We start from the raw sequence: 24,930 nt of genomic DNA on the forward strand, positions 1-24,930 counted from the left end.
TTCTTGAGTTTGTACAAGTTTATGTCTGGTGGCCTTAGCGAGATGGTCCCACGCCTTCCCATCCCGAACAGGACCGTGAAACATCTTAGCGCCGATGATAGTGTGGCATTCGCCATGTGAAAGTAGGACACCGCCAGACGCCCCATAAGACAAAGCCCAGCTCAAACGAGCTGGGCTTTGTGCATTGGCGCCGCGCGCCGACCCCAACCCGCCCCGACAGGATGCCCTGCCGGGGCTTTGTTTTATTCTTTGCGGCCTTTTGCAGTGGCCAACAGGCCAGCCAACTCGTCCTCGTTCCAAACTGCCACACCGTGCTGTTGCAGTAAGGCGGCCGTCACGCCGCTTCCTAGCCGCAATTGCTTGGAGAAGCTGCCATCGTAGATTTGGCGATTGCCGCATGATGGGCTATTTGCCTTCAGTAGGGCCAGTTTGCAGCCATGGCTTTGCGCAACGGCCAGGGCTTGTTCGGCGCCTGAGATAAAGGCCTGGGTCACGTCTTGCTGGTGGTTGGTTTGTACGCAGGCAGCCCCATTGAGGACGTCCTCGCCTTGTCCTCCATGGATTTCGGCTGCCGGTCTGGGGGTGGGCAAGCCACCTAGGCATTCCGGGCAGACGGCAATCAGCTCAAACTTTTCTTGAAGGGTCTGCCAGGCAGGCGAACGCATGGGTTTGGACTGGCCATCGTAACGGACGGGCTGACCCAGCAGGCAGGCGCTGATCAATAGCTTGGGCGGGTTCGTCATAGCTGTTTTTCCAGGAGTTTGGCCAACTGTTGCGCTGCGGGCAGGATACGCTCATCCGGCACCGCCGCGTAGCCCAGTACCAGGCCATTGCGGTCGGGCTGCGCTAAGTAGTGGCGAGCCAGCGGCCTGAGCCATAAGCCTTGTTCGGCTGCGGCCGCTTGCAATGCCCACTCATCGAAGCCCAAGGGCAGTCCGGCCAGCAGGTGCATGCCGGCATCGCCGCCGGAGAGCGGCAAGCTTGAACCCAATAGCTGGGTCAGCGCGTGCCGCAGCAAGTCCTGACGACGGGCATAGATTTCTCGCATGGCGCGGATATGGCGAGCGAAGTGGCCGCGTTCGATGAAGTCGGCCAGCGCAGCCTGTTGCAGATAGCTGGTTTCGCCTTGCAATCGGCTTTGGCATGCGCGGAAGGGGTCGACCAGTTCCGGAGGCAGCACCAAGTAGCCTAGCTTGAGGGCGGGAAACATGACTTTGCTGAAGGTGCCCAGATAGATGACGCGCTGTTCCCGATCCAGGCTCTGCAGAGCGGCAAGCGGGTTAGCGGTATGGCAGAACTCGCCGTCATAGTCGTCCTCTATGATCCAGCTGTCGTGCCGGCTGGCCAGCTTGAGTAGTTCCAGCCGGCGCGCCAGGGTCATGGCCACGCCTGTGGGATATTGATGGGCGGGTGTGACATAGATGATTCGGGGGGCGGGCGCGAGCCTGTCGGCGCGCATGCCTTGGGTGTCGACGGCAACCGGATGGCATTGAAGGCCTGCTTCCAGCATGGCGGCTTGCGCGCCGGCATAGCCGGGCTCTTCCAGCCAGGCATGGTCGCCGGCATCGGTCAGCAGCTTGGCGCATAGCGATAGGCTGGCTTGCGTGCTCGAGGTGATCAGGATTTGCTCGGGCACGCAGTGCACGGAGCGGGTGAGGAAAAGGTATTCGGCCAGCACCTGGCGCAGGGCAGGCAAGCCGCCTTGGCGTGGATAGTGCATCCACTCCAGCGGCGCCTTGCGTTGAGCGCGCGCCAGGCAACGTTGCCATTGTTGATGCGGAAACTGCTGCAGTTCCGGCTGGCCGGGGATGAAGGCGCCCAATTTGGCGGCGGGCACGCGGCTGCGCATTTGCAATTGGCTGCCGCGGCGGGACAGCTGCCTGCGCATATTGGCGGACATCGGTTCCACCGCGGCAAAAGCCCGGCAGACATAGGTGCCGGAGCCATGCCGGCTCTCCAGATAGCCTTCGGCGATCAGTTGATCGTAGGCCGACAGCACGGTATTGCGGCCTAGGCCAAGCGATTCGGCCAACAGTCGGCTGGCTGGCAATGGACTGGCGGGCGCCAGCCTGGCTTGACGGATCAGTTCGCGCAGCAGGCGATACAGTTGGCGCGACAGGGTTTCGCCTTGCCCGCGTTGCATGCGGGCAAGCAGGTAGCGGCACAGCCAGTCATCGGACAAAGTGGTTCCATCATTTCTGTGAATGTGGCGCTTATGATAGTACTAAATCCGACGTACGATGCAGGCATTGTTACGAACGGGAGCCAGGGCATGATCAGCCAAGAAGCCTTTTACGCCGCCAAGTTGGCTTATGAAATGGATGCCGCCGATGTGGCGCACGTGATCGCCGCGGGGGAGCATTCCCTGATCCTGGTGGATGCGCGCAGCGCGGAGGCGTTTGCTCATGAGAGCATCCCCGGCGCGATCAGCCTGCCGCATCGCTTGATGACGGAGGAGAGCACCGCGAATCTGGCGCGCGATGTCACTTATGTGACTTTCTGCGATGGCATCGGCTGCAATGCTTCGACCAAGGGCGCCCTGAAGTTGACTCGCCTGGGTTTCCAGGTCAAGGAGCTGCAGGGCGGACTCGATTGGTGGAAGCGTGACGGCTACGCCACCACCCGTGATGCAGGCTGCGGCAAGGAGGTGTGCGATGCGTGCTGAGTGGGAGGCGTTGGTTCAGCCGGCGGAGCGGATCGCCACCGGTCAGCTGGTTGGTTTGCCGGTGCCGGACTGGAAAGGCGCGGCATTTCCGCCGCATCTGGCCTTGCCTGGCAGGCATTGCCGCGTGGAACCGCTGGATGTCGATCTGCATGGCGCGCAGTTGTTCGACGCTTTGCATCAGATGCCAGGCGGCGCCAATTGGACTTATCTGAGCCATGGCCCGTTTGCGGCGCTGGAGGATTGGCTGGCCTGGATGCGGGCCAGCGTTGCCCAGGCGGATCCGCAGTTCTACGCCATTGTCGATGCCGCCGACGGCGTGGCCATCGGGCTGTGCAGCTATCTGCGCATCGCGCCGGCCGATGGCTGCATCGAGGTGGGCTTTCTCAATTTCTCGCCGCGCTTGCAGCGCAGCCGGCTGGCGACCGAGGCGATGTACCTGATGATGCGGCAGGCCTTCGAGCTGGGCTACCGGCGTTATGAATGGAAGTGCGACGCGCAGAACGCGCCTTCGGTCAAGGCCGCGCTGCGGCTGGGTTTTACCTTCGAGGGATTGTTTAGGCAGGCGCGCGTCAATAAGGGGCGCAATCGCGATACCGCCTGGTTTTCCATCCTCGATCATGAGTGGCCGGCGAGGCGGCGCGCGCTGGAAGCGTGGTTGGACGACGGCAATTTCGATGCGCAGGGGCGGCAGCGGCGCAGCTTGGCCGATTTCGCGGTTGAGGCCGGGCAATGAGCCGGACGGCAAGCTGGAGCGGCTTGCTGCAGCCTTGGGCGCGGAATGAGCATGGCCAGCGCGTGGGCCATGCGCTGGCGGACTGGCGTGGCGCTGACTGGCCCCCGCCGCAGCGGCTGGAGGGCCGATGGTGCCGGCTGGAGGCGCTGGATGCGGAACGGCATGGTCCGGCGCTGTTTTCTAGCCTGCATCGCGAAACGGACGGCGCCGGCTGGACCTATCTCAACCAAGGGCCATTCCCCGACCAGCAGGACTGGGCGAGAGCATTGGCTGGTTTCGCGGCGCGGGCGCATGCGCATTACTACGCGCTGGTTTCGGCTAAGACCGGGCTGGCGTGCGGCATCGCGTCTTATCTCCATGTCTGCGCTGCCGATGGCGTTTTGGAAATCGGCGGCGTGCATCTCTCCCCCGAAGTGAGACGGAGCCGTGCGGCGACCGAGATGTTTTATCTCATGTTGCGGCAGGCTTTCGAACAGGGTTTCCGGCGTTGCGAGTGGCGTTGCGACGCGCATAACGAGGCTTCCGCGCGCGCGGCGCTGCGGCTGGGCTTCACGTTCGAGGCTTTATGGCGGCAGCGCCGTGTCAGCAAGGGCAGAAATCGCGATGCCGCCTGCTTTTCCATGCTGGACCACGAATGGCCGGCGCGGCGGGCGGCGCTGGAGCGCTGGCTGGCGGCGGATAACTTTGACGAGGCGGGCCAGCAGCGGCGCAGTCTAGCTGAATTTGGGTGATGTCGCGCGTCGGGCTTCATGCGAGAGGATGGCGGCGCTACAATAGATGCTTGTAATCGTTGATAGTGTTGTCTGATGAAATCTCTGCCGCGCAACGCCCGCATCCGGGGCGAGCCCTTTCTGCCCAGCCGCTTCATTTTCGGCGATGCCGTCGATGAGCAAGGCCTGGAAGGCTGCGAATACCTGATGCATACCGAGTCACCCGCCTTCATCTGCCGGCTGGTGGGCAATGACGATACCGACTTCCCCGGCCGCGAGCGCGAGGAGTTGGCGAGCGCGATGCTGTACGACGAGGAGGAGAAGATCACGGTCTATGTCTGCAATTTGCGGCTGCGACTGTTCGACTTCAATTTCTACGACGAGATCGAACCGAGCGCCGGGGAGTTGCAAGACATTTGCGACGAGGCGATGCGGACTTACCAGCGGCTGCAGAAGGCCTATATGGAGCGCGATGCCGCCGGGCCGCCGCCGCGCGAGATGCGCATGGGGCCGACCAAGCCGCTGCCGCCCGCTGAGCGCCAGCGCGCAGTCGCTCAGCTGGCGCAGCAGGCGCGGCAAGCTGTTGGCACGCCGGTCGGCGGCATGCAGCTGGCTGCCGCGGTGCAGCTGGCCTTGTTGGCGGGCGATCAGGCGGTATTCACCGAGGCCCAGCTGTCCCTGCTGAGCGAGCCCGAGGCGCGCCAGTTGCTGATCAACAGCGCGCGCGACGCCGTGGCGTTCCCGGAGGTGATGCGTAAGGACGGCTCGGTGGTGTCATTCGAGCTATGGGCCTTGCCGTTTGCCTTTTCCCGCGCCCAGGGCGGCGTATGGTGGCATTTCCCGCGGCTTGAGGCGCTGGAAGTGGCGCTGGCCGATGCGCTGGAAGTGCCGGAGAAGTCCATTCTGTGGATTTCGCCTACCTTGTTTACCGTGGAGATGCTGAACGAGCGCGGCTGCCAGGACTTGGTGCAGCTGGCGCCGGTGATGGATGCCGGCTGCGATTTCGCGCCGCTGGATCCGGAGTCGTCCCGCGCCACCTATGAGGCGGCGCGCAAGACCCAGGACCCCAAACTGGAGATGGCCTGGATTCCGTTCCTGGTGGAGCGCGGCGCGCTGCCGATGGAAAAGGCGCGCCGATTGGCCCGCCGCGCCCTTGATGTGGCTATGCCGCTGGTGCAGCAGGCCGTCGCCGCGGAAATGGAATATGGCGAGGCGGAGCTGTTTGCGCCGCTGCCATGGTGGGAGGCTTTGAACAGCGGCATGCGCGCCTGGAACCGCAAGCGTCTGGGCGTGACCGCGGCGCTGTTGGCCAGTAGCCAGGGCGGTCTGGACAAGCTGGAGGCCGTGGCCGAATATCAGCCGGAAATCCAGGGTTTTGACGTCATGCTGCGGGTGAAGGGCAGCGAGGAGGCTGCGGCGCGCGTGCCCTGGCTGGTGGTGCCGGACGTGGCGCCGGACCGGGACGCGGCCTGGCGCGACCTGGCCGATTGCCTGCGCGAGGCGGGCGTTCCGCTATCGCAAAGCGTGGCCAGGCTGCATTGAGCGCGGGGCGCATCATCCAACAGGGGGCTTAGGCCCCCTTTTGCGTTACTTTTGCCAGTAGGTTTTGACGTTGACGAATTCGTACAGTCCGAATTCCGACAGCTCGCGGCCATAGCCCGATGCCTTCACGCCGCCGAACGGCAGGCGCAGGTCCGAGCTGGTATGCCGGTTGATGAACACGCCGCCGGCCTCGATCTGCCGAGCCAGTTGCCAGGCTCGCTCCTGGTCGGAGCTATAGACGCTGGCGCCTAGGCCAAACGGCGTATCGTTAGCCAGACGGATGGCGTCGGCCTCGTCAGCGGCGCGCAAGATGCTGGCCACCGGGCCGAACACTTCCTCGTGATAGACGCGGCAGGCGGGCGTGACATGGTCCAGCACGGTGGCGGGATAGAAAAAACCCGGCGTGTGAGGCATCTGGCCGCCCAGCTTCAGCACGGCGCCATGATGGCAGGCATCCAGCACCTGAGCGTGCAGCGCCTCTCTCAGGTCGGCGCGCGTCAACGGGGACAGCGTGGTGGCCGGATCGCGCGGGTCGCCGGCGCGCAATTGCGCGGCCTCGGCGCAGAAGGCTTCGACAAAGGCCTCGGCGATTTGCGGCACCACGATCATGCGTTTGGCGGCATTGCAGCTTTGGCCGGCATCGCGGAAGCGCGAATGGGCGGCGTCGCGCGCGGCGGCGGTAATGTCGGCGTCGGCCAACACGATGAAGGGGTTGCTGCCACCCAGTTCCAGCACGGTTTTCTTCAAATGTTTGCCTGCCAGCGAGGCGATGGTGCGGCCGGTGTGGGTGGAGCCGGTGAAGGCGACGGCATCGCAATGGCGGATGGCTTCCTCAACCAGCTCGGTATCTATCCAGGCCATGCCCAGGGTCTCCAGCCCGGAGGCGAGGACAATGTCCAGCAGCAGCTGGCTGCATTGCGGCACAGATGGCGCCGGCTTCACCAGGCAGGCGTTGCCAGACATCAGGGCGGGCACGGCAAAGCGCAGCACCTGCCAGACCGGGTAGTTCCAGGGCATGACTGCCAGCACCAGGCCCAAGGGTTCAAAAGCGACGCCGCTGCGGCTGGCCTGGGTCGGAATCCGCAGTGCTTGCAGCAACTCCGGCGCCAGCGCGGCGTAATAGCGTATCAGCTGGATGGACTTGTCGATTTCAGCCAGGCATTCGCTGGTGCGTTTGCCCACTTCCAGGGTCACCAGGTCAGCCAGCGCGTCCCGGTTCTCCGCCAGTTTTTCCGCCAGTTTCAGCAACGCTTCGGCGCGCTGCTCGACCGTGCGTTGCGACCAGTCGCGCTGGGCACGCCGGAGCTGTTCGAGCTGATGGGCGAGCGTGTCCGTAGTCCAGGCGGAGCGGGTAAAGCACACCTCGCCGGTGGCAGGGTTGCAACTGGTGAATGCAGTCATGGCGCTGGAATGGCTGAAAAAAGTTAATGTAACAAATAAATTGCCATGAACCCATCCCCTGTTAATGTTGGGTTTTGTAAGCTACTGTTTTCAATCTGCTTTGCCTGGTGTTTTTCCGGAAAGGCGCGGCTGTCGACGGCGCCTAATATTCATTTCAGCCAATTTGCCTGCCTGCGGTTTCTGGTTTGCGCTGACTCCTGGCCGTTTGGCCAGATTTCCGCGTGGAGAGGCGGTTTTACATTTCGGCTGCCTGAACAGGCTTAAGAATAGGAGGCTGAAATGAAAGCATTTTTCCCGCTGCAGTTGAATGACCTGGTGTTGGATGTGGTTGAGTCCGCCGCAGAGCGCGAAGCGCTATGGGCGTTCCGCCACAAGATATTTCGGGAGCAACTGGGCTGGGTGCCGGTATGCGAGGATGGCTTGGACCGCGATGATTACGATGATTTCTCGGATAACCTGGCTCTGTATCGCGCGGGGGAGGTGGTGGGCGCCATACGCCTGACGGGGGGCGAATCCCCCTTCATGCTGGAGGCAGAGTTTTCCCGCTTGTTGCCGCGCGGCGAGACGATAGTCAAGGGCAGGGAGTATTCGGAAATCACGCGCCTGGCCATAGATCGGGAGGCATTAGGGGGGCGGGAGTCCGTCATGGCGGCCAGGATGTTGTATCTGGGGGCCTGGCTTTGGTCCAGAATCCGCGGCGTGCGCTGGATGTATTTCGTGGTGCAGCCGGTGTTTTATCGTCGGCTGGTGATGTTTGGTTTTCCCATCGTGCCGGTGGGCGTGCCGCTGCCGCTGGATGGCGGGGTGATGTCGATGACGGGCCTGCTAGACTGGCGGCAGGCGCCGCCGGAGCTCATTCACTCACTATGTCCCGGGGTGTCTGTGTCAGATGCATGCCAAGCACTATGGCGTGAGTACGATTATTCGCATTGAGCTTGCGTATCACGTTGGCGACGTGGAATTTCACCGTGCGCTCGCTGATGTCGAGAATCGTGGCGATTTCCCAGTTGGTCTTGCCGCGGCTCATCCAATGGAAAATGTCGTATTCGCGTTGCGACAGCGGCATGTTGTTGGGGGAGGCCGGCGGCAGATTGGCGATGCGCACCGCCGCCTGGTGCAGGTGAGGCGTCAGGCAGTTGAGCATGGCGACCAGCGCCGCGTTGCGCGCGGGTTCGCGGCCGCCGATGGACAGGATGCTGCCCACGTTGTTGCGTTCCGAGGCCGCGCTGAAGGTGATGCCATTGCCCATGCCGTTCTGCGTGGCTTCGGCCACGAAGCGTTTTTCTTCCGCGCCTTTGGCGCGGCTGAAGCGTTCTTCCCAGCTCACTGGGCCTTGCCCCAGGTGAATGCGCATGATGGGGTCGTGCTGGGCGAAGTTTTCCTCGGCATATTGATCCAGCCAGCTGGACGGGTAGCTGACGTTGAGCACTTTTTCCATGCGCTGAATCTGGTTCTGGTTGTTGAGGCGGCCGAGGACCAGGATGAGTTTGTCGGATGGGGCCTGGGCCAGAATGCTGTCGAGAAAGGCTTTCAGCTCGCCCTCGGTCTCGATGTGCCCCGCCATGTGTATCCATTCCAGCAAAGTCCACTGCTGCGAACTGGTGAGGCCGGCAGGTAGAGGTCTTGCATTGATGGGTTTAGAGATCGCCATGAGCGGGTCATCCTTAGGTTTATGTCCGATACGCGCAGCAGATAGTAGCCTACATGCTTGGCGCATGTAAGAATTCGCGCTCAAAAAAACATATGCATTGTTGTTTTTTTGTTGGTAAGTATACCAAACTTGCAGGCGATTGTTCCTGGGAAAACTACTGATAAATCACGGTCTTGTTGTTTGGCGTTCATGTTTTGTTAATGGGGAAATATTTCCATCATTGATATTTTCTTGACATTTTCTATGTTCTTTATTGGGATTTGTCTGCCGGCGGGTGAGGCTGGAATGGGAGGCTGTCGCGTTTTTTGATCAATCCATTGGCATAAATTGTAAGTGGAAGCTAATAAATTCTGGCAAGCAAACGCTTTAAAGCGCATAATTGCTTCGCATAAAAAATAGATTGAGGACGCCCGGCAGGATGGGCGATGGGGAAGTGTAGTGCCGCGGTGGCGTGAGCCGGCGACGTGATGACCGTATTTTTAGAAGAATTTTCAATATCATCCAGGATTGATGGAATCTTTTTAAAGTGTTCACTTCAATCCTGTGAACGGCTATGCCTGGCCATGGTCTCAGTGGTTTGAGGCTTGCCGGGCAAGCATGCCAGTTCAGGAATCTCCTCGCCTATGGATACCTTAAAAGCGCTAATGGTCTTCATGACCACTGCTGAAAACGGCAGTTTCTCCGATGCGGCCCGCAAGCTTGGCGTGTCGCCGGCTGCCATCAGCCAGAGCATAGCCAGACTGGAACAGGAGCTGGAAGTGCGACTGTTCAACCGGACCACGCGTCAGCTGACGCTGACCGAGGATGGGCGGCGTTTCTATGCCCAATGCCGCGGCCCGGTCAATAATCTGGATTCGGCGATCAATCAGTTGAAAGCCAGCCGCGACGAGCCGGCCGGGCATCTGCGGGTCAGCATGCCCAACTCCTTCGGCCGTCGTTTCATTCTGCCCATCATGGGCGAGTTCTGCGAACGCTACCCCAAGGTGCGCGTGTTTTTTGGCCTGGACGATCATTTCAGCGATCTGATCGAGGATGGCTATGACGTGGGCGTGCGCACCGGCATGATGCCGGACAGCCGCATGGTGGCGCGCAACCTGGCGCAGATGCCCTTGTACGTGGTGGCCTCGCCCGAGTATTGGGACCGCCACGGCCGGCCGACCTCGCCGGAGGAACTGGGCAACCACGACTGCATCAATTTCCAGTTCCCGACCTCCGGCCGCCTGTTCAAGTGGGAGTTCGACCGCAAGGGCGAACGCATCCCGGTGGAGGTGAACGGCACTTACACCTTGAACGACATGGAGGCGGTGGCCGAGCTGGCGCGGTTGGGCATGGGCGTAGCGCAGCTGCCGGGGCATGAGGTGGTGCACCTGATACGCAGCGGCGAACTGGAGCCGGTGCTGACCGATATGGTGTCGGTGGAGCGCTCCATCTACATCTGCTTCCCGCACCGCGACCACATCGCGCCGCGTACCCGCGTCTTCGTCGATTTTGTGGTGGAGAAGCTGTCGGACCATCCGGACATCATGGCCGATCTGCCGGGGCTGGACCTCAGCGCCAAGCGCAGCGCGCTGCAGCAGAGCATCGGCATCGTTTGAGCGCTGTTTGTCCTATGGCCAAGGCCGTCGCCGCGCGACGGCCTTTTTCATGCGCTCAGCGCGTGGTCGTCGCCAAACTCGCCGACGATGCGGTCGCGGCCGGCCTCTTTGGCCGCGTACAGGCGCATGTCGGCGCGATGGACCAGGCTGTCCGGCGTGTCGTCCTCCTGCAGCGTGGCGACGCCTATGCTGGCAGTGACTGTGTCCACCGGCGCGAAGTCCAACTCGCGCAGCAGGCGGCAGATGTCGGCCGCCAGTTGCAGGGCGCCGATCTGGCCGGTTTCCGGGCAGATGACCAGAAACTCCTCGCCGCCCCAGCGCGCGATGGTGTCCAGCTGACGCGCCCGCTGTTGCAGCGCGTGGCCGAAGCGTTGCAGCACGCGATCGCCGACTAGATGGCCGTGCGTGTCGTTGATGCGCTTGAAGTGGTCCAGGTCTATCAGCAGCACGGAGAAGGGGCGGTTGGAGCGGAAGCTGCGCTCGGTTTCTCTTCGCAGCACGATGTTGGCGCGCCGGCGGTTGACCAGGCCGGTGACTTCGTCTCGCTCCGCCTGGCGCCGCAGCGCCTTGAGCAGGACTCGCGCTTCGCGCAGCCGGCGCACGGCGAACACGGACATGGAAATGGCCAGGGTGAAGCTGACCAGCAGGACTTCGTCCAGTTCGGAGTCGGGGTGGCGGTGGAACCAGTCGTCCAGTAGCTCAAACAGGTCGAGGTAGCCAAACAGCAGGAAGCTTGCCAGATTGAAGGCGGCGATCCAGGCCAGTTCCACCCAGATGCGCCGCTGGCTGTACGGCCAGTATTTCATGGTGCCCCATTCATCGTAGTGCTAGCTTCTTGCTAGCCCATGGCGAGGGCAGGGGCAAGATGGCTTCAGGCCACCATCAGCCGCGCCAGCGGCGTTTCGCTCCAGTCTATGCTGTCCAGCAGATTCTTCACGATCAGTCCCAGTTCGGTATTGCCCTCTATGCGTAGCTTGCGGTTGAAGAACAGCGTGTCCGGATCCTCCTCGCGCAGCAGCATGCGGGCGAAGTCCGCGCATTGCGCCGCCAGGGTCAGGTCGACGGGGCCGCGCGAGGCGGTGAAGCCATGCGCCGTGGCGGCCAGGCTCAGGGTCAGGCCGGCGTCCAGCAACTGGATTTCGAAGTGTTTTCCCTCCAGCAGCGCCATGTCCACCGGCAGCACGCCGCGCTTGGCCAGCAGATTGAGCGAGCCGGCCAGCAACTGGCTGGGCGGCGTGGCGGGCAGCTTGGACAGCAGGCGGCCCAGCGGGGCCGGCAGCGTCAGGTCAGGAATGCGCATGATGATTCTCCAGGGCTTGTATGCCGGCGGCGCCGCGCCAGTAGCCGTCCACCAGGGCGCCGGGCGCCTGCGGCGCCAGCCTGGCCAGCAGTTCGTCTTGCCGCTCCGGTGTTTGCAGCAGCTGGGCGCAGGCCTCCACCACTTGCGCCGTGCCTTGAAACTGCGGGCTGACGCGGATGCGCCGCGCGCCGATGGCTTGCAGCTCGCGCAGATGCGGCAGCAGGGAGTGGCAGCCGTCGGACAGGGTCTGGATGCCGTTGAGGGCAAGGAAAGGCTGGCCTTCGCGCGTGGCCAGCCTCATGCCGTCCGGATGCTCCAGGCAGCGGAACTGGCAGTCGTCCTTGTTCAGGTTGTAGTGGCGCGCGGTGAAGCAGCGTGAGGACAGCGCCAGCGGCAGCCGGCCCCAGGCGAAGACTTCGGTCTCGATGTCCAGCGCTTGGCGCGCGGCTTCGTCCAGCACGCCGGCCAGCATGTCCCGGCTCATTTCCACCGGCGGCAGCCAGCGGTAGGCGCCCAGGCTGCGCATCAGGGCCAGGGTGTCGGCATTGTAGATGTTCAGGTGGTGGCCGGCGACGAAGGGCAGGCCTTGCTCGCGCGCCAGACGCGCCGCGCCCAGGTCGTTGGCCTCGATGGCCAGTTCGCCGTTGTCCACCAGCTTGCGCAGGCGCTTGAGATCGGACTCGCTTTCGATCAGGGCTTGGCTGCTGAGCACCACTTCCTTGCCGGTGGCGGCCAGGTCGCCAGCCAGGGCGATCCAGTCCTGGGCGCGCATCTGCTGGCGGCGCCCGCACACCACTTCGCCCAGGTAAATGCTGTCTACGGGCCAGCCGGCCGCGTCGGCGTAGAAGCGCAGGATGTCGTCGCGGCTCCAGAAGAACAGCACCGGGCCGAGCGACAGTTTCAATGGGATGGCTTGCATGGCGTCCTCGGTCTCATTTCCAGGGGCGGTTATACGCGCCCAGCGTTTGCTGGCAGCCTTCCGCCACCTTGCTCAGCGCCTGTTGCCAGGCGGGCTGCACCATGAAGCGCTGGCGTTCGCGGCCGGCGGCGTCCAGCGCCTCGCGCAGCACCCGCGTCACTTGCGCGACATAGGCCGGGCTGCGCTGGCGGCCTTCCACCTTGATGGCGGCCACGCCTATGTCCAGCAGCTGCGGCAGCATGCTGACCACGTTGAGGCTGGTGGGTTCTTCCAGCGCGTAATAAGTGTCGCCGTTGACCTCGAAGCGGCCCTTGCACAGCGTGGGGTAGCCGGCGGGCTGGTCCTTGCCGTATTGGTCGATCAGGATGCCGGAGAGCCGCGCGTCCAGGTGAGTGGGCCCTTGCAGCCATTGCACGTGCTTGGCCGGCGAGCATACGCCGTGGCTGTTGGGCGATTCGCCGGTGGCGTAGCTGGACAGCAGGCAGCGGCCCTCCACCATCACGCACAGGCTGCCGAAGCCGAAGACCTCGATTTCCACCGGGCTGCGCGCTATGACCTGGCGCACCTGCTCCAGCGTCAGCACCCGCGGCAGCACGGCGCGCTGGATGCCGAACAGCTCGTGCGCCAGCTGCAGCGCTTCGTGGTTGGTGGCGGAGCCTTGCACCGACAGGTGCAGCCGCAGCGCGGGGTGGCGGCGGCGGGCGTAGGCCAGCAGGCCCAGGTCGGCCAGGATGACCGCGTCCACGCCCAGGTCCGCGGCCTGGTCCACTGCGCGCTGCCAGCGCGCGATGTCGCCGCCCTGGGCATAGGTGTTGATGGCCAGCAGCGCTTTGCGGCCGCGCTCATGCGCGTAGCGGATGCCGATGCGGGCGGTGTGGTCGTCGAAATTGAGCCCGGCGAAGTTGCGGGCGTTGGTGTCGTTTTTCAGGCCGAAATACACGGTGTCGGCGCCGTTGTCTACGGCGGCCTTGAGCGCGGGCAGGCTGCCCGCGGGGCACACCAGTTCCGGCAGAGGCTGTCTGGCTGGCATGGGAGTCTGGGGTGAGGGAAATGCGCCGACAGTAACAGAGGCGGCCGGAGCGGCCCTTGTCTTGAGTCAAGCGCGCGGCTCACTTGGGCGGCGGCGCGGTTTGGAGCAAGATAGGGGCGCTCAGGCTCAGTTCGTTGGCGTCTCCCTGGCTGTCGGTCCAGCGCATGCGTACGGTCAGCATGCCGCCGGCGGCGGCGCTGAGGCACTGGAAGCGGGCCAGCGGGCCGCTGCTCTGGTAGGGGGCGTAGCTGGCGCCCAGGCAACTCAACTGCGCGCCGCTGTGTCTTTCTTCCAGCACCGCCTGGGCCAGGTTGGTGGCGGTGTTGTAGTCGTTGGCGGCGATCTGGCTGTGCAATAGCTCGGTCTGCAGCCGCAGCAGGCCCAGCACGCCCACCGCCAGCACCAGCAGGGTGATCATCATTTCCAGCAGGGTGAAGCCGGCCAGGCGTTTCATGAGCCGGCTCCGCTGTCCATCCAGCTGTAGGGCAGCGCCTGCAGCGTCTTGCCGCCGCTGCCGCCGCCTTGGCTGGGCGTGTCGCCGGGCTGGAAGGAGTCGGGCAGGTCGCTCAGGTCCATCGTGACGCTGCCGCCCCATTCGTGATGGCCGCTGGCGTCGCCTTGGCGGGCCGCGCTGATATAGCCGTGTATGGTGGTGCTGCCGCCGGCATTCAGCAGATTGCCGGCCCATACATTGCCGAAGACCTGGCTGGACGCGCCCAGGGTGATGTTGCCGCCCTGGAACTTGCCGCCGCGAAAGCCGCCGGCCAGCAGCACGATATTGCCCACGGGGCGGCCTTTGAATATTTTGCCCTGGCAATAGTCCCGCGGCGCGTTGAGCGGGAAGTCGCTATTGCTGCAGATGCCGATGGTGCCGGCGTAATTGACGGCGTAGCTGACATGCTGGCCGCTGGTGGCGATGTGGCCGGTGGCAAGAAAGCTGTTGTAATAGGTGCCGCTGCCGATTTCCAGATCGCCGTCGAACCACAGCACGCCGGGCGCCATGGTGGCGCCGGCCAGCTTCCACTTGCCCGGCGCGCTGCCGGCGAAACAGTCGCTGGTGTTGGGATCGTAGCCTTTGCAGATCAAATAGCTGGGGCCGTGGCCCAGGCAGCGTCCCGCGCCGTCTAGCTCGCGGCACAAATGGTTGGGCTGCTGGCTGTCCGCCGCCTTGCCCAGCTGGTAGCTGCCGTCGGGAATATTGTTGACCTGGCGCACCGTCACCAGGATGCGGCCTTGCGCGTCGCGCTCGAAGCGGTAATTGGCCTCGCCGCGGAAGTCGTAGGCGTCGATGCGCGGCCGCGTGACGTCCAGCCTGGGCACGGGCTGCAGTTTGACTTGCAGTTTGGGGTCGAGGCGGACGCGGATGTCCGGATTGTTGACGTTGTAGCCGACGCGCCCGGCCACGACGCCGTCGATAGGCGCGCCCCAGCCCTGGATGAGCAGGTCGCCCAGCGCTCGCAGCGCTTCCATGCCGCCAAACTGCTGGATGTCCACCTTGCCCTCGGTCTCCAACCCGCCGAACTTGGCCCCGCCGCTGTTGATTTCGACATTGCCCTTCACTTGCGCCTGCCGGACCGCGTACTGGCCGCCGGGGCTGCTCAGGAAGCGGGCGTTGCCGTTGACGCGCGCCAGTTGCTCTATCATCGCGCTGCCGCTCAGCGTCAGATTGCCCATGGCCTTCACGGTCTGGTAGCGGCCGTTGGACAGTTCGATATTGCCGTTGGAGTGCAAGGTATTGATGGACTGGTTGCCGCTGACGGTGATGTCGCCGGTGCTTTGCAGGGTGTCGATGTTGAGCACGCTGCCGCCCAGCGCCACCTTGCCGTCCACGGTGACGTTCACCGGCGTGTCGCTGATCAGTTTGAAATCGCCGCCCAGATCGAGGTCGCCCACGATGTTGAGCGCATCGCGCGCGCCCTCGTCGCCCTGTCCTTGCAGGAACAGCCGCCGCACGGTCACCTGGTGGCCGTCGTAGCGGCCGACGCTGATCAGCATCACGCCATTTTTGCCCTGGTCGACGCGGCTGACCTGGTAGCGGCCGTCCGCGGCCGTCTTGGGGAAGGCTTGACCCTTGGCCAGCATGGCCTCGCCCGCCAGCAAGCCCTCCTCGGCATAGTTCAGCGCCTGGTGGTAACGATGCTGGTTCTGCGCGTTGGCGTGGGCCAGGATCAGCTGGCGCGAGGCGGACAGCAGCACCAGGCTGGCGATGGCCAGCAGCGTCAGCGCCATGAATAGCGTGGCCAAGCCGCGCTGTCGGCTGCGGCCGTTCATTTTGTCTCCCGCACGGGCTGATTGCGCAGGGTGACGCTGGTGCGGATGTCCAGCTTTTCATCGTCCGGGTTGGCCGGGACGCGGGCGCTGACGCTCAGCGAGATGGCGTCGGCTCCGTCCGGGGCGAAGCGCAAGGCGTCGATGACGCCGATCTCCGGCTTGCTCAGGTCGTCCCATTGCGCGTCCGGCGCGGAACAGCTCCAGCCGGCCTGGTCCGCAGCCAGGCGCTGGATGCGGCCCTGGCCGGCGGCGTCGCGCTTCAGGCGAAAGGCGAAGTAGCGCTTGCCGTCGCTCTTGGCCGGCGGCGGCGCGTCATAGGCGTAGCGCAGGCAGGCGCCGCCCATTTCGATATACAGCTTGCCGAAAGGATTATCCTTGACGGCGCCGGTGCCGGACCAATAGCCGGCGCGGCGCAGCTCCATAGCCATCAGCGACAGCGCGCCGTCCAGCATGGCACCCAGCTGGGCCTGGCGGCGGTCATGGCTCTGGCTGCCCAGCAGGCCCACCAGCAAGGTGGACATGGCCAGCAGCAGCAACAGGCCTATGGTCATGCCCACCAGCAGCTCCAGCAGGCTGACGCCGCGTATCGTTTTCCGGCTCATGGGCAGCGCACGGCTTCGTTATGGATCAGCCCGGTGGACAGCAGCTGCAGCGTGGCCGGCTGGCAGGCCGCGCGGCTGAGCCGCAGGTCGATTTCCTTGATGGCGTTGCCGCCGACATCCTGCGGCATGCCGCGCAGCGGGGAAAACGCCAACCGCAAGGGCAGCGTCTGGCCGACGGGATTCAGGACGATGCCGGCGTGCTGTTCGCTGCCGATGCAGCGCAGGTCGTGCTGGCTGTCGCAGCCGGCGCCGGCCGCTTGTTCGGAAACCCGCATCAGCCAGCCGCCATTCTGCTGGCTGAACTCCACCCAGACCAGGCGCTGGCGCGTGGTGGCGGAGCGGCGCGCCAGCTCCAGGCTCTGGCGGACATCGTCCAGCGCGCCCTGCAGCTGTTGGCGTGCGATCCATTGGCCGACGGCGGGCAGCGCCAGGGTGAGCAGCAGGGCGAACAGGGTCAGCGTCACCAGCAGCTCCAGCAGGGTGACGCCGCGCAGCTTGTGTTTCATCGACCGCTCCAGCAAGCCGGCGGCTCCAGCGTCACCGTTTGCTGGCGCTGGTTCAGCGTGAGCGTCTGGCAGTCCGCATCGCCGGATTGGGCGCCGTTGGCGACCGCCTGGGCGCGTACGAAGAAACTGTAGGCTTCTTCACCCTTGGGCGTGCCGGTTTCCAACCGATAGTAGCCCTGGGTGCTGTTGCCGCTGGCAAACGGCGTTTTCAAATCGGCCAAGGCGCCAGCATAGCCGGTGTGGAAGCCGCGATAGCGCACCTGGGCCTGCTGCAGCCGGTACAGCGCGTCCAGCGCGTCGCTGCGGCGGCTGCGCTGCATATAGTGCTGGTAGCCCGGAATGGCGAAACCCAGCAACAGGGCGACCAGGGTCAGCACAATCAGCAGTTCCAGCAAGGAAAAACCGCCGGCGCGCGGGGAGGGGCGAAGGAAACTGATCATCAGGCCGCAGGCTCCGACAACGATGGCAGGGGGCGGGGCGGGCGCGAGAACGCGGCAAGGCGCGGCTCTAGCGGAGGCATCTCTAACTGAGTCCTAGAAGTTTCAATCAGTACAGTCAAGATTGCGCCGCCGCTCACGCTCCTGGCAGCACGGACTTGGTGAGCGCCACCCAGGCGATGTAAGCCACCACCGCCAGCGCGGCGACAAAAGCGAAGCCGCGCGCCCGCGCCGTGGGCCCGCGCAGCGCGACGCTGCCCAGCGCCACGTAAGCGACCAGGCCGACGATTTTGGCCATCAGCCAGGGGCTTTGCAGGATCGGCCAGCCGCCCATTATCACCAGGGCGATGGCGCAGCCCAGCAGCAGGGTGTCGATCACATGCGGCAGGATGCGCAGCGGCTTGTTTTGCAGCAAGTGGCCGCGGCCGCCCAACACCAGCGCGCCGCGCGCGGCGAACAGCAAGATGGACAGCAAGGCAAAGCCCATGTGGGCGTGCTTGACGATCAGGTATGGATACATGGCAGGTATGGGCAAAGAGGGCGCGACGCGCCGATGCCGGCCATGTTATAGGCGACGGCCGGCGTTTTCTAGCCTGTCTGCGCCGTAACGCGGCAGTGGGCGACGACAAATCAGTGCAATTCATTTTGCATATGGTATTTTATTGGTATTGTGTTGCGTTGATCCATATCAATAAGCGTGGCCAGCCCCTTTCGTGGCCATGCTCAATGCTACAATCGGCCCATATCCCACCCGGCTGCGCATCCCATGCTGTTCCTCTACCAATCCAATCGACTCGAGCAACTGGGCGAACTGTTCCGCGGCATGACTCAGGCCATGCCCTTGGCCGACCCCTTCGCCGCCGAAACCGTCATCGTGCAGAGCCGCGGCATGGGGCGCTGGATCACGTTGGACCTGGCGCGCGAGGCCGGCGTGGCGGCCAATATCGACTTCGCGCTGCCGGCCGCCTTCGCCTGGCGGCTGATGCAGAAAGTGATGCCGGACCTGCCGAAGAAGTCCGCTTTCGTGCCCGAAGTGCTGGCCTGGCGGCTGCTCGCCCTCCTGCCGCGGCTGGAGGGCGAGCCTTTCGAGCCGGTCATCCATTATCTGCAGGGCGGCGAGACGGCGGCCTTCGAGCTGGCCGGCAAGATCGCCGACATCTTCGACCAATACCTGGTGTTCCGCCCCGACTGGATACGCGCCTGGGAGGCCGGCGAGCTGCTGGGCCTGGGCGAGGACGAAGCCTGGCAGGCGGCGCTGTGGCGGGCGCTGGCCGACAGCGATCCCGGCCGCCACCGCGTGCGCATGCTAGACCAGTTCTTCTCCGCGCTGAAAACAGAACACCTGCCGCAGCGGGTGACGCTGTTCGGCATCGCCAGCCTGGCGCCGATGTACCTGGCCCTGGTCAAGCGCCTGGCCGAGCTGACCGACGTCTGCCTGTTCACGCTGAATCCATGCGAAGCCTACTGGGGCGACATCGTCGACGCGCGCCGCATGCTCAAGCTCAGGCAAGCCGGCGACCTGTTCGCAACCCAGGGCCATCCGCTGCTGGCCTCCCTGGGCAAGCAGGGGCGGGATTTTTTCGAGCTGATCGCCGAAGACGCCGAGCTGGACGCCCGGCCGTTGTTCGCCGCGCCCAAGGGCGACAGCCTGCTGGCCCGGCTGCAGCGCGACATCCTGCAGCTCAATGATCCGGCGCAGCTGCCGCGTGCGTACGATCCGGCCGACGACTCGGTCGAGGTGCACGCCTGCCACGGCGCGATGCGCGAGCTGGAAACGCTGAAGGACCGGCTGCTGGCGATGTTCGCGGCCGATCCCAAGCTCAGCCCGGCCGACGTGGCGGTGCTGACGCCGGACATCAACGCCTACGCGCCCTATATCGACGCGGTGTTCGGCCGCCGCGACGACGCGCCCAACATCCCCTACGGCATCGCCGACCGCCGCGTCGAGCGCGAGCAGCCGCTGCTGTCCACCTTCGCCGCCGTGCTGAAGCTGGCCGACTCCCGCTTCGCCGCCGACGAAGTGCTGGCGCTGCTGGACTGTCCGGCGCTGCTGGCGCGCTTCGGCCTGGCCGACGCCGATCTCGGCTTCATCCAGGACTGGGTGCGCGGCGCCGGCATCCGCTGGGGCCGCGACGCCGCGCACAAGGCGGCGCTGGGCCTGCCGGCCGAGGCCGCCTACACCTGGCGCTGGGGGCTGGACCGGCTGCTGCTGGGCACCGTGTTGCCGCCGGCGCTGGCTGGCGACGAGGCCGGCCTGTTCGCCGGCCTGCTGCCGCACACCGCCGCGCAAGGCCAGTTGGGCGAGACGCTGGCGCGCTTCGCCGATTTTTACGACGCGCTGGACGACTTGGCGCGCGAATGGGCGCGGCCGGCGGCGCCGGCAGTTTGGGCGCAGCGCTTCCACTGGGCCTGCGACGCGCTGTTCCTGGCCGAAGGCGACGACGAAGCCGCGCTGGAGCTGCTGCGCGAGGCCTTCGGCGAACTGGCCGAAGACGCCGAGCTGGCAGGGTTCGAACAAGAGGCGGGCCTGGCGGTGGCGCGCGACTGGCTGCTGCGCAAGCTGTCGCTGTCGTCGGCCCAGGGCTTCTTGTCCGGCGGCGTGACTTTCTGCGCGATGGTGCCGATGCGCTCGATACCATTCCAGGCGCTGTGCCTGATCGGCATGAACGACGGCGCCTACCCGCGCGACGAGCGGCCGGTCAGCTTCGACCTAGTGGCGCGCAATCCGCGCCGCGGCGACCGCTCGCGCCGCTTCGACGACCGCTACCTGTTCCTGGAGGCCATCCTGTCGGCGCGGGGCAAACTGTATCTGTCCTATGTCGGCCAGTCGGCGCGCAGCGGCGAGCCGCTGCCGCCGTCGCCGCTGGTGTCCGAGCTATTGGACACGCTGTCGGCGATGTGCGGCGAGGACATGGCGGCGCGGTTGACGCTGCGCCACCCGCTGCAGCCGTTCTCGCCCCGGGCTTTCGATGGCGGCGATGCGCGGCTGGCCAGCTTCGAGCCGGCCTTCGCCGCCGCGCTGGCCGCGCCGCCGGCCAAACCCGCGCCCTTCATCGCGCCGCTGCCGGACGAGGCGGCGGCGACGGTGGTCAATCTGCACGATTTCATCCGCTTCTGGCAGAACCCGGCGCGGGCCTGGCTGGCGGACCGGCTGGCGCTGCGCGTCGCCTACCAGGGCGAAGCGCAGCCGGCGCGGGAGCCGTTCGCGATGGCGCGCGACGCCAGCCGCGAACTGCGCCGCCAACTGGTGGAGGCCATGCTGCACGGCAAACCGCCGCAGCCGGTGCGCCAGCGCGTGGCCGCCGCCGGCCTGTTGCCCACCGGGGAGCTGGGCCAGGCCTGGCTGCAGGAGGAGGGGCGCGCCAGCCTGCGCCTGGCAGGCAGGCTGCCGGGCGCGTTGCGGGAAGAGCCGCTGCCGCCGCAGCCGGTGCATCTGCAGATATCCGGCTTCACTCTGGTGGGGGAGCTGTACGGCCTGCGGCCGGAGGGACGGCTGGATTTCATTGTCGGCAAGATGAACGCCGCCCAGCGCGTCGCGTTGTGGCTGAGCCATTTGATCCTGTGCGCGGCGCGGCCGCCCGGCATCGCCTGCCACAGCGCCTGTTATGACGACGCCGGCAATACCGTGCTGCGCGACGAGATCGACGCCGCCGGCCTGCTGGCGCCGTGGCTCGTCCGCTGGCAACAGGGCCAGGCCCAGCCCTTGCCCTTCTTCGGCCGCACCAGCTGGGCCTATGCCGAGGCGCTGGCCAAAGCGCCGGAAAACCGCGAAAAAGCCCTGGCCGCCGCCAGGCAGAAGTGGGAGCCCAATTTCATCCAGGGCGACGGCATCGCGCAGAAGGACGAGCCGGCGATCGCGCTGGCCTTCCGTCATCAAGACCCGCTGGAGGATCCGCTGTTCGCCCAGTTGGCGGAAACGCTGCTGCTGCCGCTGGCGGAACGGCTGCTGGGAGACGGGGCATGAGCGCGATGCAGGCGCTGGACGCGCTGAACTGCCCGCTGGCGGGCGTCAACCTGATCGAGGCCTCGGCCGGCACCGGCAAGACCTGGACCATCGCCGCGCTGTTTGTCCGGCTGTTGCTGGAAGAGCGCGATGGCGCGCCGCCGCCGCTGATCGACCAGGTGCTGGTGGTGACCTACACCAAGGCCGCCACCGCCGAGCTGCGCGAGCGGCTGCGCAAGCGGCTGGCCGAGATGCTGGCGCTGCTGGACGGCAAGGCCGACGGGGACGATTTTTTGCGGACGCTGGCCGCGCGCTTTCCGGAGGGCCCGGCGCGTGACGTGGCCCGCCAGCGGCTGACTGCCGCGGTCAACGGCTTCGACGCCGCCGCCATCTACACCATCCACGGCTTCTGCCAGCGGGTGCTGACCGACGCGGCGTTCGAGAGCGGCCAGACCTTTCAGGCCGAGTTGGTGGACGACGACGCGGCCCGGCTGGCCGAGATCGTCGACGATTTCTGGCGCCGCCGCATCGTCGCCGCGCCCTTGCTGGCCCAGGTGCTGGTGGAGCGCGGGGAAACGCCGGACGCCTGGCTGGCCGAGATCCGCCCCTATCTGTCCAAACCGTATCTGAAGCTGCGCGCGCCGGATGCGGCGGGGCTGGAGACGGCGAGACGGACGGCGAGCGAGCGATGGCAGCGGCTGGCTGCCGCGCCGGAGCGGGTGGAGGAGGGGCTGGCGCGGTTCCTCGACCACCCCGGTTTCAAGGCCAATATCTACCGGCCGGACACCATGGCGCGCGCCGCCGACGCGCTGCGCGGCTGGCTGGCGCAGCCGGACGACTTGCCGGAGCTGGACAGCGACAGCCGCAAGCTGATGGAAAAACTGCTGCCGGAGGCCTTGGCCAAGGGCATGAAGAAAGGCTGCGAGCCGCCGGCTCATCCCTTGTTCGAACTGGTGGAAGCCTGGCTCGACGCCTGGGGCGCGTATCTGGAGCAGGTGGCCAAGTCGTTGGCCGGGCTCAAGCTGGAGCTGATCGCCTGGGCCAACGAAGAGCTGGCGCGGCGGCGCGGCGTGGAGCGCAGCCGCAGCTTCGACGACCTGCTGACCGACCTGGGCGCGGCGCTGGCGCACCCGGAAACCGGCCCATTGCTGGCGGCGCAGGTGGCGGACAGCTTCGCCGTGGCCTTGATCGACGAATTCCAGGACACCGATCCCACCCAGTACCGGATCTTCCGCCGCTGCTTCGTCGAGGAGGCGCGGCCGGTGTTCCTGGTGGGCGATCCCAAGCAGGCGATCTACAGCTTCCGCGGCGCGGACATCTTCGCCTACCTGGCGGCGCGCCACGACGCCGAGCGCCAGTACACGCTGGACACCAACCGCCGCTCAGACGCGCCGCTGGTGGCCACCGTCAACGCGCTGTTCGGCCGCGAGCTGCCGTTCCTGCTCGACGGCATCGCTTACCAGCCGGTGGCGGCCAGTCCCTCGTCCGGCGGCAGGCTGGAAGTGGATGACGACCGCGCGCCGTTCAACGCGCAATGGATACAGGCCGGCGAAAAAGAATTGAGCAAGGAGGCCGCGGAACGCGCGGCGGCCGAAGCCTGCGCCAACGAGATCGCCCGCTTGCTGACGCTGGCGGGCGAGGGCCGCGCCGCCATCGTCCAGGGCGAGGCGCGGCGGCCGCTGGCCGGCGGCGACATCGCGGTGCTGGTGGCCACCCACAGCCAGGGCGACCGGGTGCGCGGCGAATTGCGCGCGCGCGGCGTGGCCAGCGTGGCGCTGACTCAGGAGAGCGTGTTCGCCAGCCGCGAGGCCGGCGAGTTGCTGGCCGTGCTGCACGCCTGGGCCGAGCCGGCCAACGAGGGCCGGCTGCGCCGCGCGCTGGCCACCGAGCTGGCGGGCTTGAACGCCGCGGAGATCAAGGCCGAGCTGGAGGATGAGACACGCTGGGAAGCCCAGCTGCTGAAGAACGCCGACGACCACCAGCGCTGGCGCGAGCGCGGCTTCATGGCCGCCTGGCGGCACTGGTTCGCCCGCGAGCGCGCGGCGGAGCGCTTGCTGCCGCTGCCGGACGGCGAGCGGCGGCTGACCAATCTGGGCCACCTGGCCGAACTGATCCAGCAAGAGAGCGAAAGCCGGCAGGGCATGGCGCCGCTGCTGGCCTGGTTCGCCGCCCGCGTCGCCGATCCGCCGCGCGGCGAGGAGGCGGCGCTCAGGCTGGAGAGCGACGCGGCGCTGGTGAAGATCGTCACCGTCCACACGTCTAAGGGTTTGCAGTACCCGGTGGTGTTCTGCCCATTCTTGTGGAATGGCGCGCTGGAGCGGCGCGGCGCCAGCTTCTGGAGCTATCACGACGGCGACGAGCCCTGGCTCGCGCCGGAGGCGGCCGCCGACGACGCGGTGAAGCAGGCGGCGCGCAGCGAGCTGCTGGCGGAGAAGCTGCGCTTGCTGTACGTGGCGCTGACCCGCGCCCAGTACCGGCAGTACATCGCCTGGGGCTGGGTGAGGGAACTGAAGACCGCCGCGCTGTCCTGGCTGCTGCACGCGCCGGGCGCGCGCGATCTGGCGGCGCTGGAGGCGCTGGAGCTGGACGGCGGCATGGTGGAGGCGCAGCTGCGCGATTTCCTGGCCGGCCGCGGCGAGGCGGCGCGCTGGCTGGCGGAGGTTGAACCCAGCGCGCTGGCGGGCAGCCATGACGGCGGCCGCGTCTACGCCGCGCGGCCGTTCGCGCGCAAGCTGTACACGCCTTGGCGCATCGCCAGCTTCACGTCGCTGACCCATGACGCCGGCAGCCATCTGGCCGAAGCGCCGGATTACGACCGCGCGGCGCGGCAGGCGGCCGCAGAGCCGGCGGCGGAACCGGCGCGGGACCGCTTCCGTTTCCCGCGCGGGGCCAAGGCCGGCGTCTGCCTGCATGAAATCTTCGAGAACATCGGCTTCGGCGCGGACGAGGACGAGATCCGCGCGGCGGTGGCGCGCGCGCTGGCGCGGCATGGTTTTGGGGAGGAATGGCTGGACGCCGGCTGCGACCTGATATTGTCCACGCTGAACGCCGAAATCGCGCCCGGCGCGCGGCTGCGCGAGGTGGCGGACGGCAAGCGGCTGATCGAGCTGGAGTTCACGCTGCCGGTCAAACAGCTGGACGTGGGCGCGCTGATCGCCGTCTTGCAAAAGCCGGAGCACGGCCTGGCCGAACCGTTCCGCCAGGCCGCGGCGGCCTTGGATTTTGCCAGCGTGCAGGGTTATCTCAAGGGCTTCATCGACCTGGTGTGCGAGGCGGGCGGCCGCTACTACCTGATCGACTACAAGTCCAACCACCTGGGCGACGACTACGGCGCTTACCGTGAGGACAGCCTGGTCCAGGCGGTGGCGCGGGAGCATTATTACCTGCAGTACCTGATTTACCTGGTGGCGCTGCGCCGCTACTTCGCCGCGCGCGGCGCGGATTGGGACGGCTGCTTCGGCGGCGTGCGCTATCTGTTCCTGCGCGGCATGGGCGAGCCCGGCTGCGGCGTGTGGGCGGACGCGCCGAGCGCGGCGCTGCTGGACGCGCTGGATGGTTTGCTCAAGAGGGATCGGTAGTTTTACGCAATGCTGACTACCGGAGACTGCAACTAAGCTAAGCAAGT

The 24,930-nt window shown here is 65.9% G+C and carries 22 protein-coding genes and 1 rRNA gene; 9 read left to right on the plus strand and 14 right to left on the minus strand.

All coding sequences use genetic code 11. The features are described 5' to 3' along the window. The first annotated feature begins 24 nt into the window (after window positions 1–24). Window positions 25–139: ribosomal RNA gene (gene rrf / locus FYK34_RS19765) — 5S ribosomal RNA — on the plus strand. Between the two features lie 103 nt (window positions 140–242). Here rrf and FYK34_RS19770 read toward each other — a convergent pair. Next, window positions 243–743 carry a DUF523 domain-containing protein gene (locus FYK34_RS19770; RefSeq protein WP_149299477.1) on the minus strand — a complete coding sequence of 167 codons (501 nt, stop codon included), beginning with the start codon at window positions 741–743 and terminating at the stop codon, window positions 243–245. Then, entirely contained in the window at window positions 740–2,182 is a 1,443-nt protein-coding gene (gene pdxR / locus FYK34_RS19775) for a MocR-like pyridoxine biosynthesis transcription factor PdxR (RefSeq protein WP_231137322.1), read from the minus strand. Before pdxR ends, FYK34_RS19770 begins: the two co-directional genes overlap by 4 nt. Window positions 2,183–2,272: 90 nt before the next feature. Between pdxR and FYK34_RS19780 the strand changes: the two genes are divergently transcribed. The 4 genes from FYK34_RS19780 (at window position 2,273) to FYK34_RS19795 (ending at window position 5,650) form a co-directional block, all read left to right on the plus strand. Next, window positions 2,273–2,665 carry a rhodanese-like domain-containing protein gene (locus FYK34_RS19780; RefSeq protein WP_149299480.1) on the plus strand — a complete coding sequence of 131 codons (393 nt, stop codon included), beginning with the start codon at window positions 2,273–2,275 and terminating at the stop codon, window positions 2,663–2,665. Further along, a complete protein-coding gene (locus tag FYK34_RS19785) occupies window positions 2,655–3,398 on the plus strand; it encodes a GNAT family N-acetyltransferase (RefSeq protein ID WP_149299482.1) in 744 nt (247 codons plus the stop codon). The genes FYK34_RS19780 and FYK34_RS19785 overlap by 11 nt, the downstream gene beginning before the upstream one ends. Before the next feature lie 62 nt (window positions 3,399–3,460). After that, the gene (locus FYK34_RS19790) at window positions 3,461–4,129 is read left to right on the plus strand and encodes a GNAT family N-acetyltransferase (RefSeq protein WP_231137323.1); all 669 of its coding nucleotides are present in this window, start codon (window positions 3,461–3,463) and stop codon (window positions 4,127–4,129) included. A 75-nt stretch (window positions 4,130–4,204) separates the two neighbouring features. Beyond that, window positions 4,205–5,650 carry a hypothetical protein gene (locus tag FYK34_RS19795; RefSeq protein WP_149299486.1) on the plus strand — a complete coding sequence of 482 codons (1,446 nt, stop codon included), beginning with the start codon at window positions 4,205–4,207 and terminating at the stop codon, window positions 5,648–5,650. 45 nt (window positions 5,651–5,695) lie between these two features. Here FYK34_RS19795 and FYK34_RS19800 read toward each other — a convergent pair whose 3' ends face one another. After that, window positions 5,696–7,051: an aldehyde dehydrogenase family protein gene (locus FYK34_RS19800; protein WP_149299489.1), complete on the minus strand. Its 1,356-nt coding sequence runs from the start codon at window positions 7,049–7,051 to the stop codon at window positions 5,696–5,698. 279 nt (window positions 7,052–7,330) lie between these two features. Between FYK34_RS19800 and FYK34_RS19805 the strand changes: the two genes are divergently transcribed. Continuing rightward, window positions 7,331–7,984, plus strand: a complete 654-nt coding sequence (locus tag FYK34_RS19805; RefSeq protein ID WP_149299491.1) for an acyl-homoserine-lactone synthase — start codon at window positions 7,331–7,333, stop codon at window positions 7,982–7,984. Here the strand turns inward: FYK34_RS19805 and FYK34_RS19810 are convergent. Further along, window positions 7,905–8,702 carry a LuxR family transcriptional regulator gene (locus FYK34_RS19810; RefSeq protein WP_168209814.1) on the minus strand — a complete coding sequence of 266 codons (798 nt, stop codon included), beginning with the start codon at window positions 8,700–8,702 and terminating at the stop codon, window positions 7,905–7,907. The genes FYK34_RS19805 and FYK34_RS19810 overlap by 80 nt on opposite strands. A 623-nt stretch (window positions 8,703–9,325) precedes the next feature. On the opposite strand from FYK34_RS19810, the gene FYK34_RS19815 reads away from it, so the two are divergent. Beyond that, complete coding sequence (locus FYK34_RS19815) at window positions 9,326–10,297, plus strand: LysR family transcriptional regulator (protein WP_149299495.1); 972 nt, start codon at window positions 9,326–9,328, stop codon at window positions 10,295–10,297. A gap of 47 nt (window positions 10,298–10,344) precedes the next feature. Here the strand turns inward: FYK34_RS19815 and FYK34_RS19820 are convergent, their stop codons facing one another. The 10 genes from FYK34_RS19820 to FYK34_RS19860 form a co-directional block, all read right to left on the minus strand. Further along, window positions 10,345–11,103: a GGDEF domain-containing protein gene (locus FYK34_RS19820; RefSeq protein ID WP_149299497.1), complete on the minus strand. Its 759-nt coding sequence runs from the start codon at window positions 11,101–11,103 to the stop codon at window positions 10,345–10,347. Window positions 11,104–11,168: 65 nt separating this feature from the next. After that, complete coding sequence (gene ubiT, locus FYK34_RS19825) at window positions 11,169–11,597, minus strand: ubiquinone anaerobic biosynthesis accessory factor UbiT (protein WP_149299499.1); 429 nt, start codon at window positions 11,595–11,597, stop codon at window positions 11,169–11,171. Further along, window positions 11,584–12,516 carry a U32 family peptidase gene (locus FYK34_RS19830; protein ID WP_149299501.1) on the minus strand — a complete coding sequence of 311 codons (933 nt, stop codon included), beginning with the start codon at window positions 12,514–12,516 and terminating at the stop codon, window positions 11,584–11,586. Before FYK34_RS19830 ends, ubiT begins: the two co-directional genes overlap by 14 nt. A 13-nt stretch (window positions 12,517–12,529) precedes the next feature. Next, window positions 12,530–13,546 (minus strand): ubiquinone anaerobic biosynthesis protein UbiU, encoded by a 1,017-nt coding sequence (gene ubiU / locus FYK34_RS19835; RefSeq protein ID WP_149299503.1) that lies wholly within the window; start codon window positions 13,544–13,546, stop codon window positions 12,530–12,532. Between the two features lie 79 nt (window positions 13,547–13,625). Beyond that, window positions 13,626–14,000, minus strand: coding sequence for a type IV pilus modification PilV family protein (locus tag FYK34_RS20595; protein WP_168209815.1), 375 nt, complete (start codon window positions 13,998–14,000; stop codon window positions 13,626–13,628). Beyond that, entirely contained in the window at window positions 13,997–15,817 is a 1,821-nt protein-coding gene (locus tag FYK34_RS20600) for a hypothetical protein (protein ID WP_168209816.1), read from the minus strand. The genes FYK34_RS20595 and FYK34_RS20600 overlap by 4 nt, the downstream gene beginning before the upstream one ends. Next, window positions 15,814–16,419 (minus strand): prepilin-type N-terminal cleavage/methylation domain-containing protein, encoded by a 606-nt coding sequence (locus FYK34_RS19845; protein ID WP_149299507.1) that lies wholly within the window; start codon window positions 16,417–16,419, stop codon window positions 15,814–15,816. Before FYK34_RS19845 ends, FYK34_RS20600 begins: the two co-directional genes overlap by 4 nt. Next, entirely contained in the window at window positions 16,416–16,925 is a 510-nt protein-coding gene (locus tag FYK34_RS19850) for a GspH/FimT family protein (RefSeq protein ID WP_149299509.1), read from the minus strand. The genes FYK34_RS19845 and FYK34_RS19850 overlap by 4 nt, the downstream gene beginning before the upstream one ends. Next, the gene (locus FYK34_RS19855) at window positions 16,922–17,365 is read right to left on the minus strand and encodes a type IV pilin protein (RefSeq protein WP_149299511.1); all 444 of its coding nucleotides are present in this window, start codon (window positions 17,363–17,365) and stop codon (window positions 16,922–16,924) included. Before FYK34_RS19855 ends, FYK34_RS19850 begins: the two co-directional genes overlap by 4 nt. 133 nt (window positions 17,366–17,498) lie before the next feature. Further along, window positions 17,499–17,882: a SirB2 family protein gene (locus FYK34_RS19860; protein WP_149299513.1), complete on the minus strand. Its 384-nt coding sequence runs from the start codon at window positions 17,880–17,882 to the stop codon at window positions 17,499–17,501. 246 nt (window positions 17,883–18,128) lie between these two features. Between FYK34_RS19860 and recC the strand changes: the two genes are divergently transcribed. Continuing rightward, window positions 18,129–21,326, plus strand: coding sequence for an exodeoxyribonuclease V subunit gamma (gene recC, locus FYK34_RS19865; protein WP_149299516.1), 3,198 nt, complete (start codon window positions 18,129–18,131; stop codon window positions 21,324–21,326). Further along, on the plus strand, window positions 21,323–24,883 hold the full coding sequence (gene recB / locus FYK34_RS19870) for an exodeoxyribonuclease V subunit beta (RefSeq protein ID WP_149299518.1): 3,561 nt from the start codon (window positions 21,323–21,325) through the stop codon (window positions 24,881–24,883). The genes recC and recB overlap by 4 nt, the downstream gene beginning before the upstream one ends. The last annotated feature ends 47 nt before the right edge of the window (window positions 24,884–24,930 follow it).

This window comes from Chromobacterium paludis (assembly GCF_008275125.1).
GTDB lineage: Bacteria > Pseudomonadota > Gammaproteobacteria > Burkholderiales > Chromobacteriaceae > Chromobacterium > Chromobacterium paludis.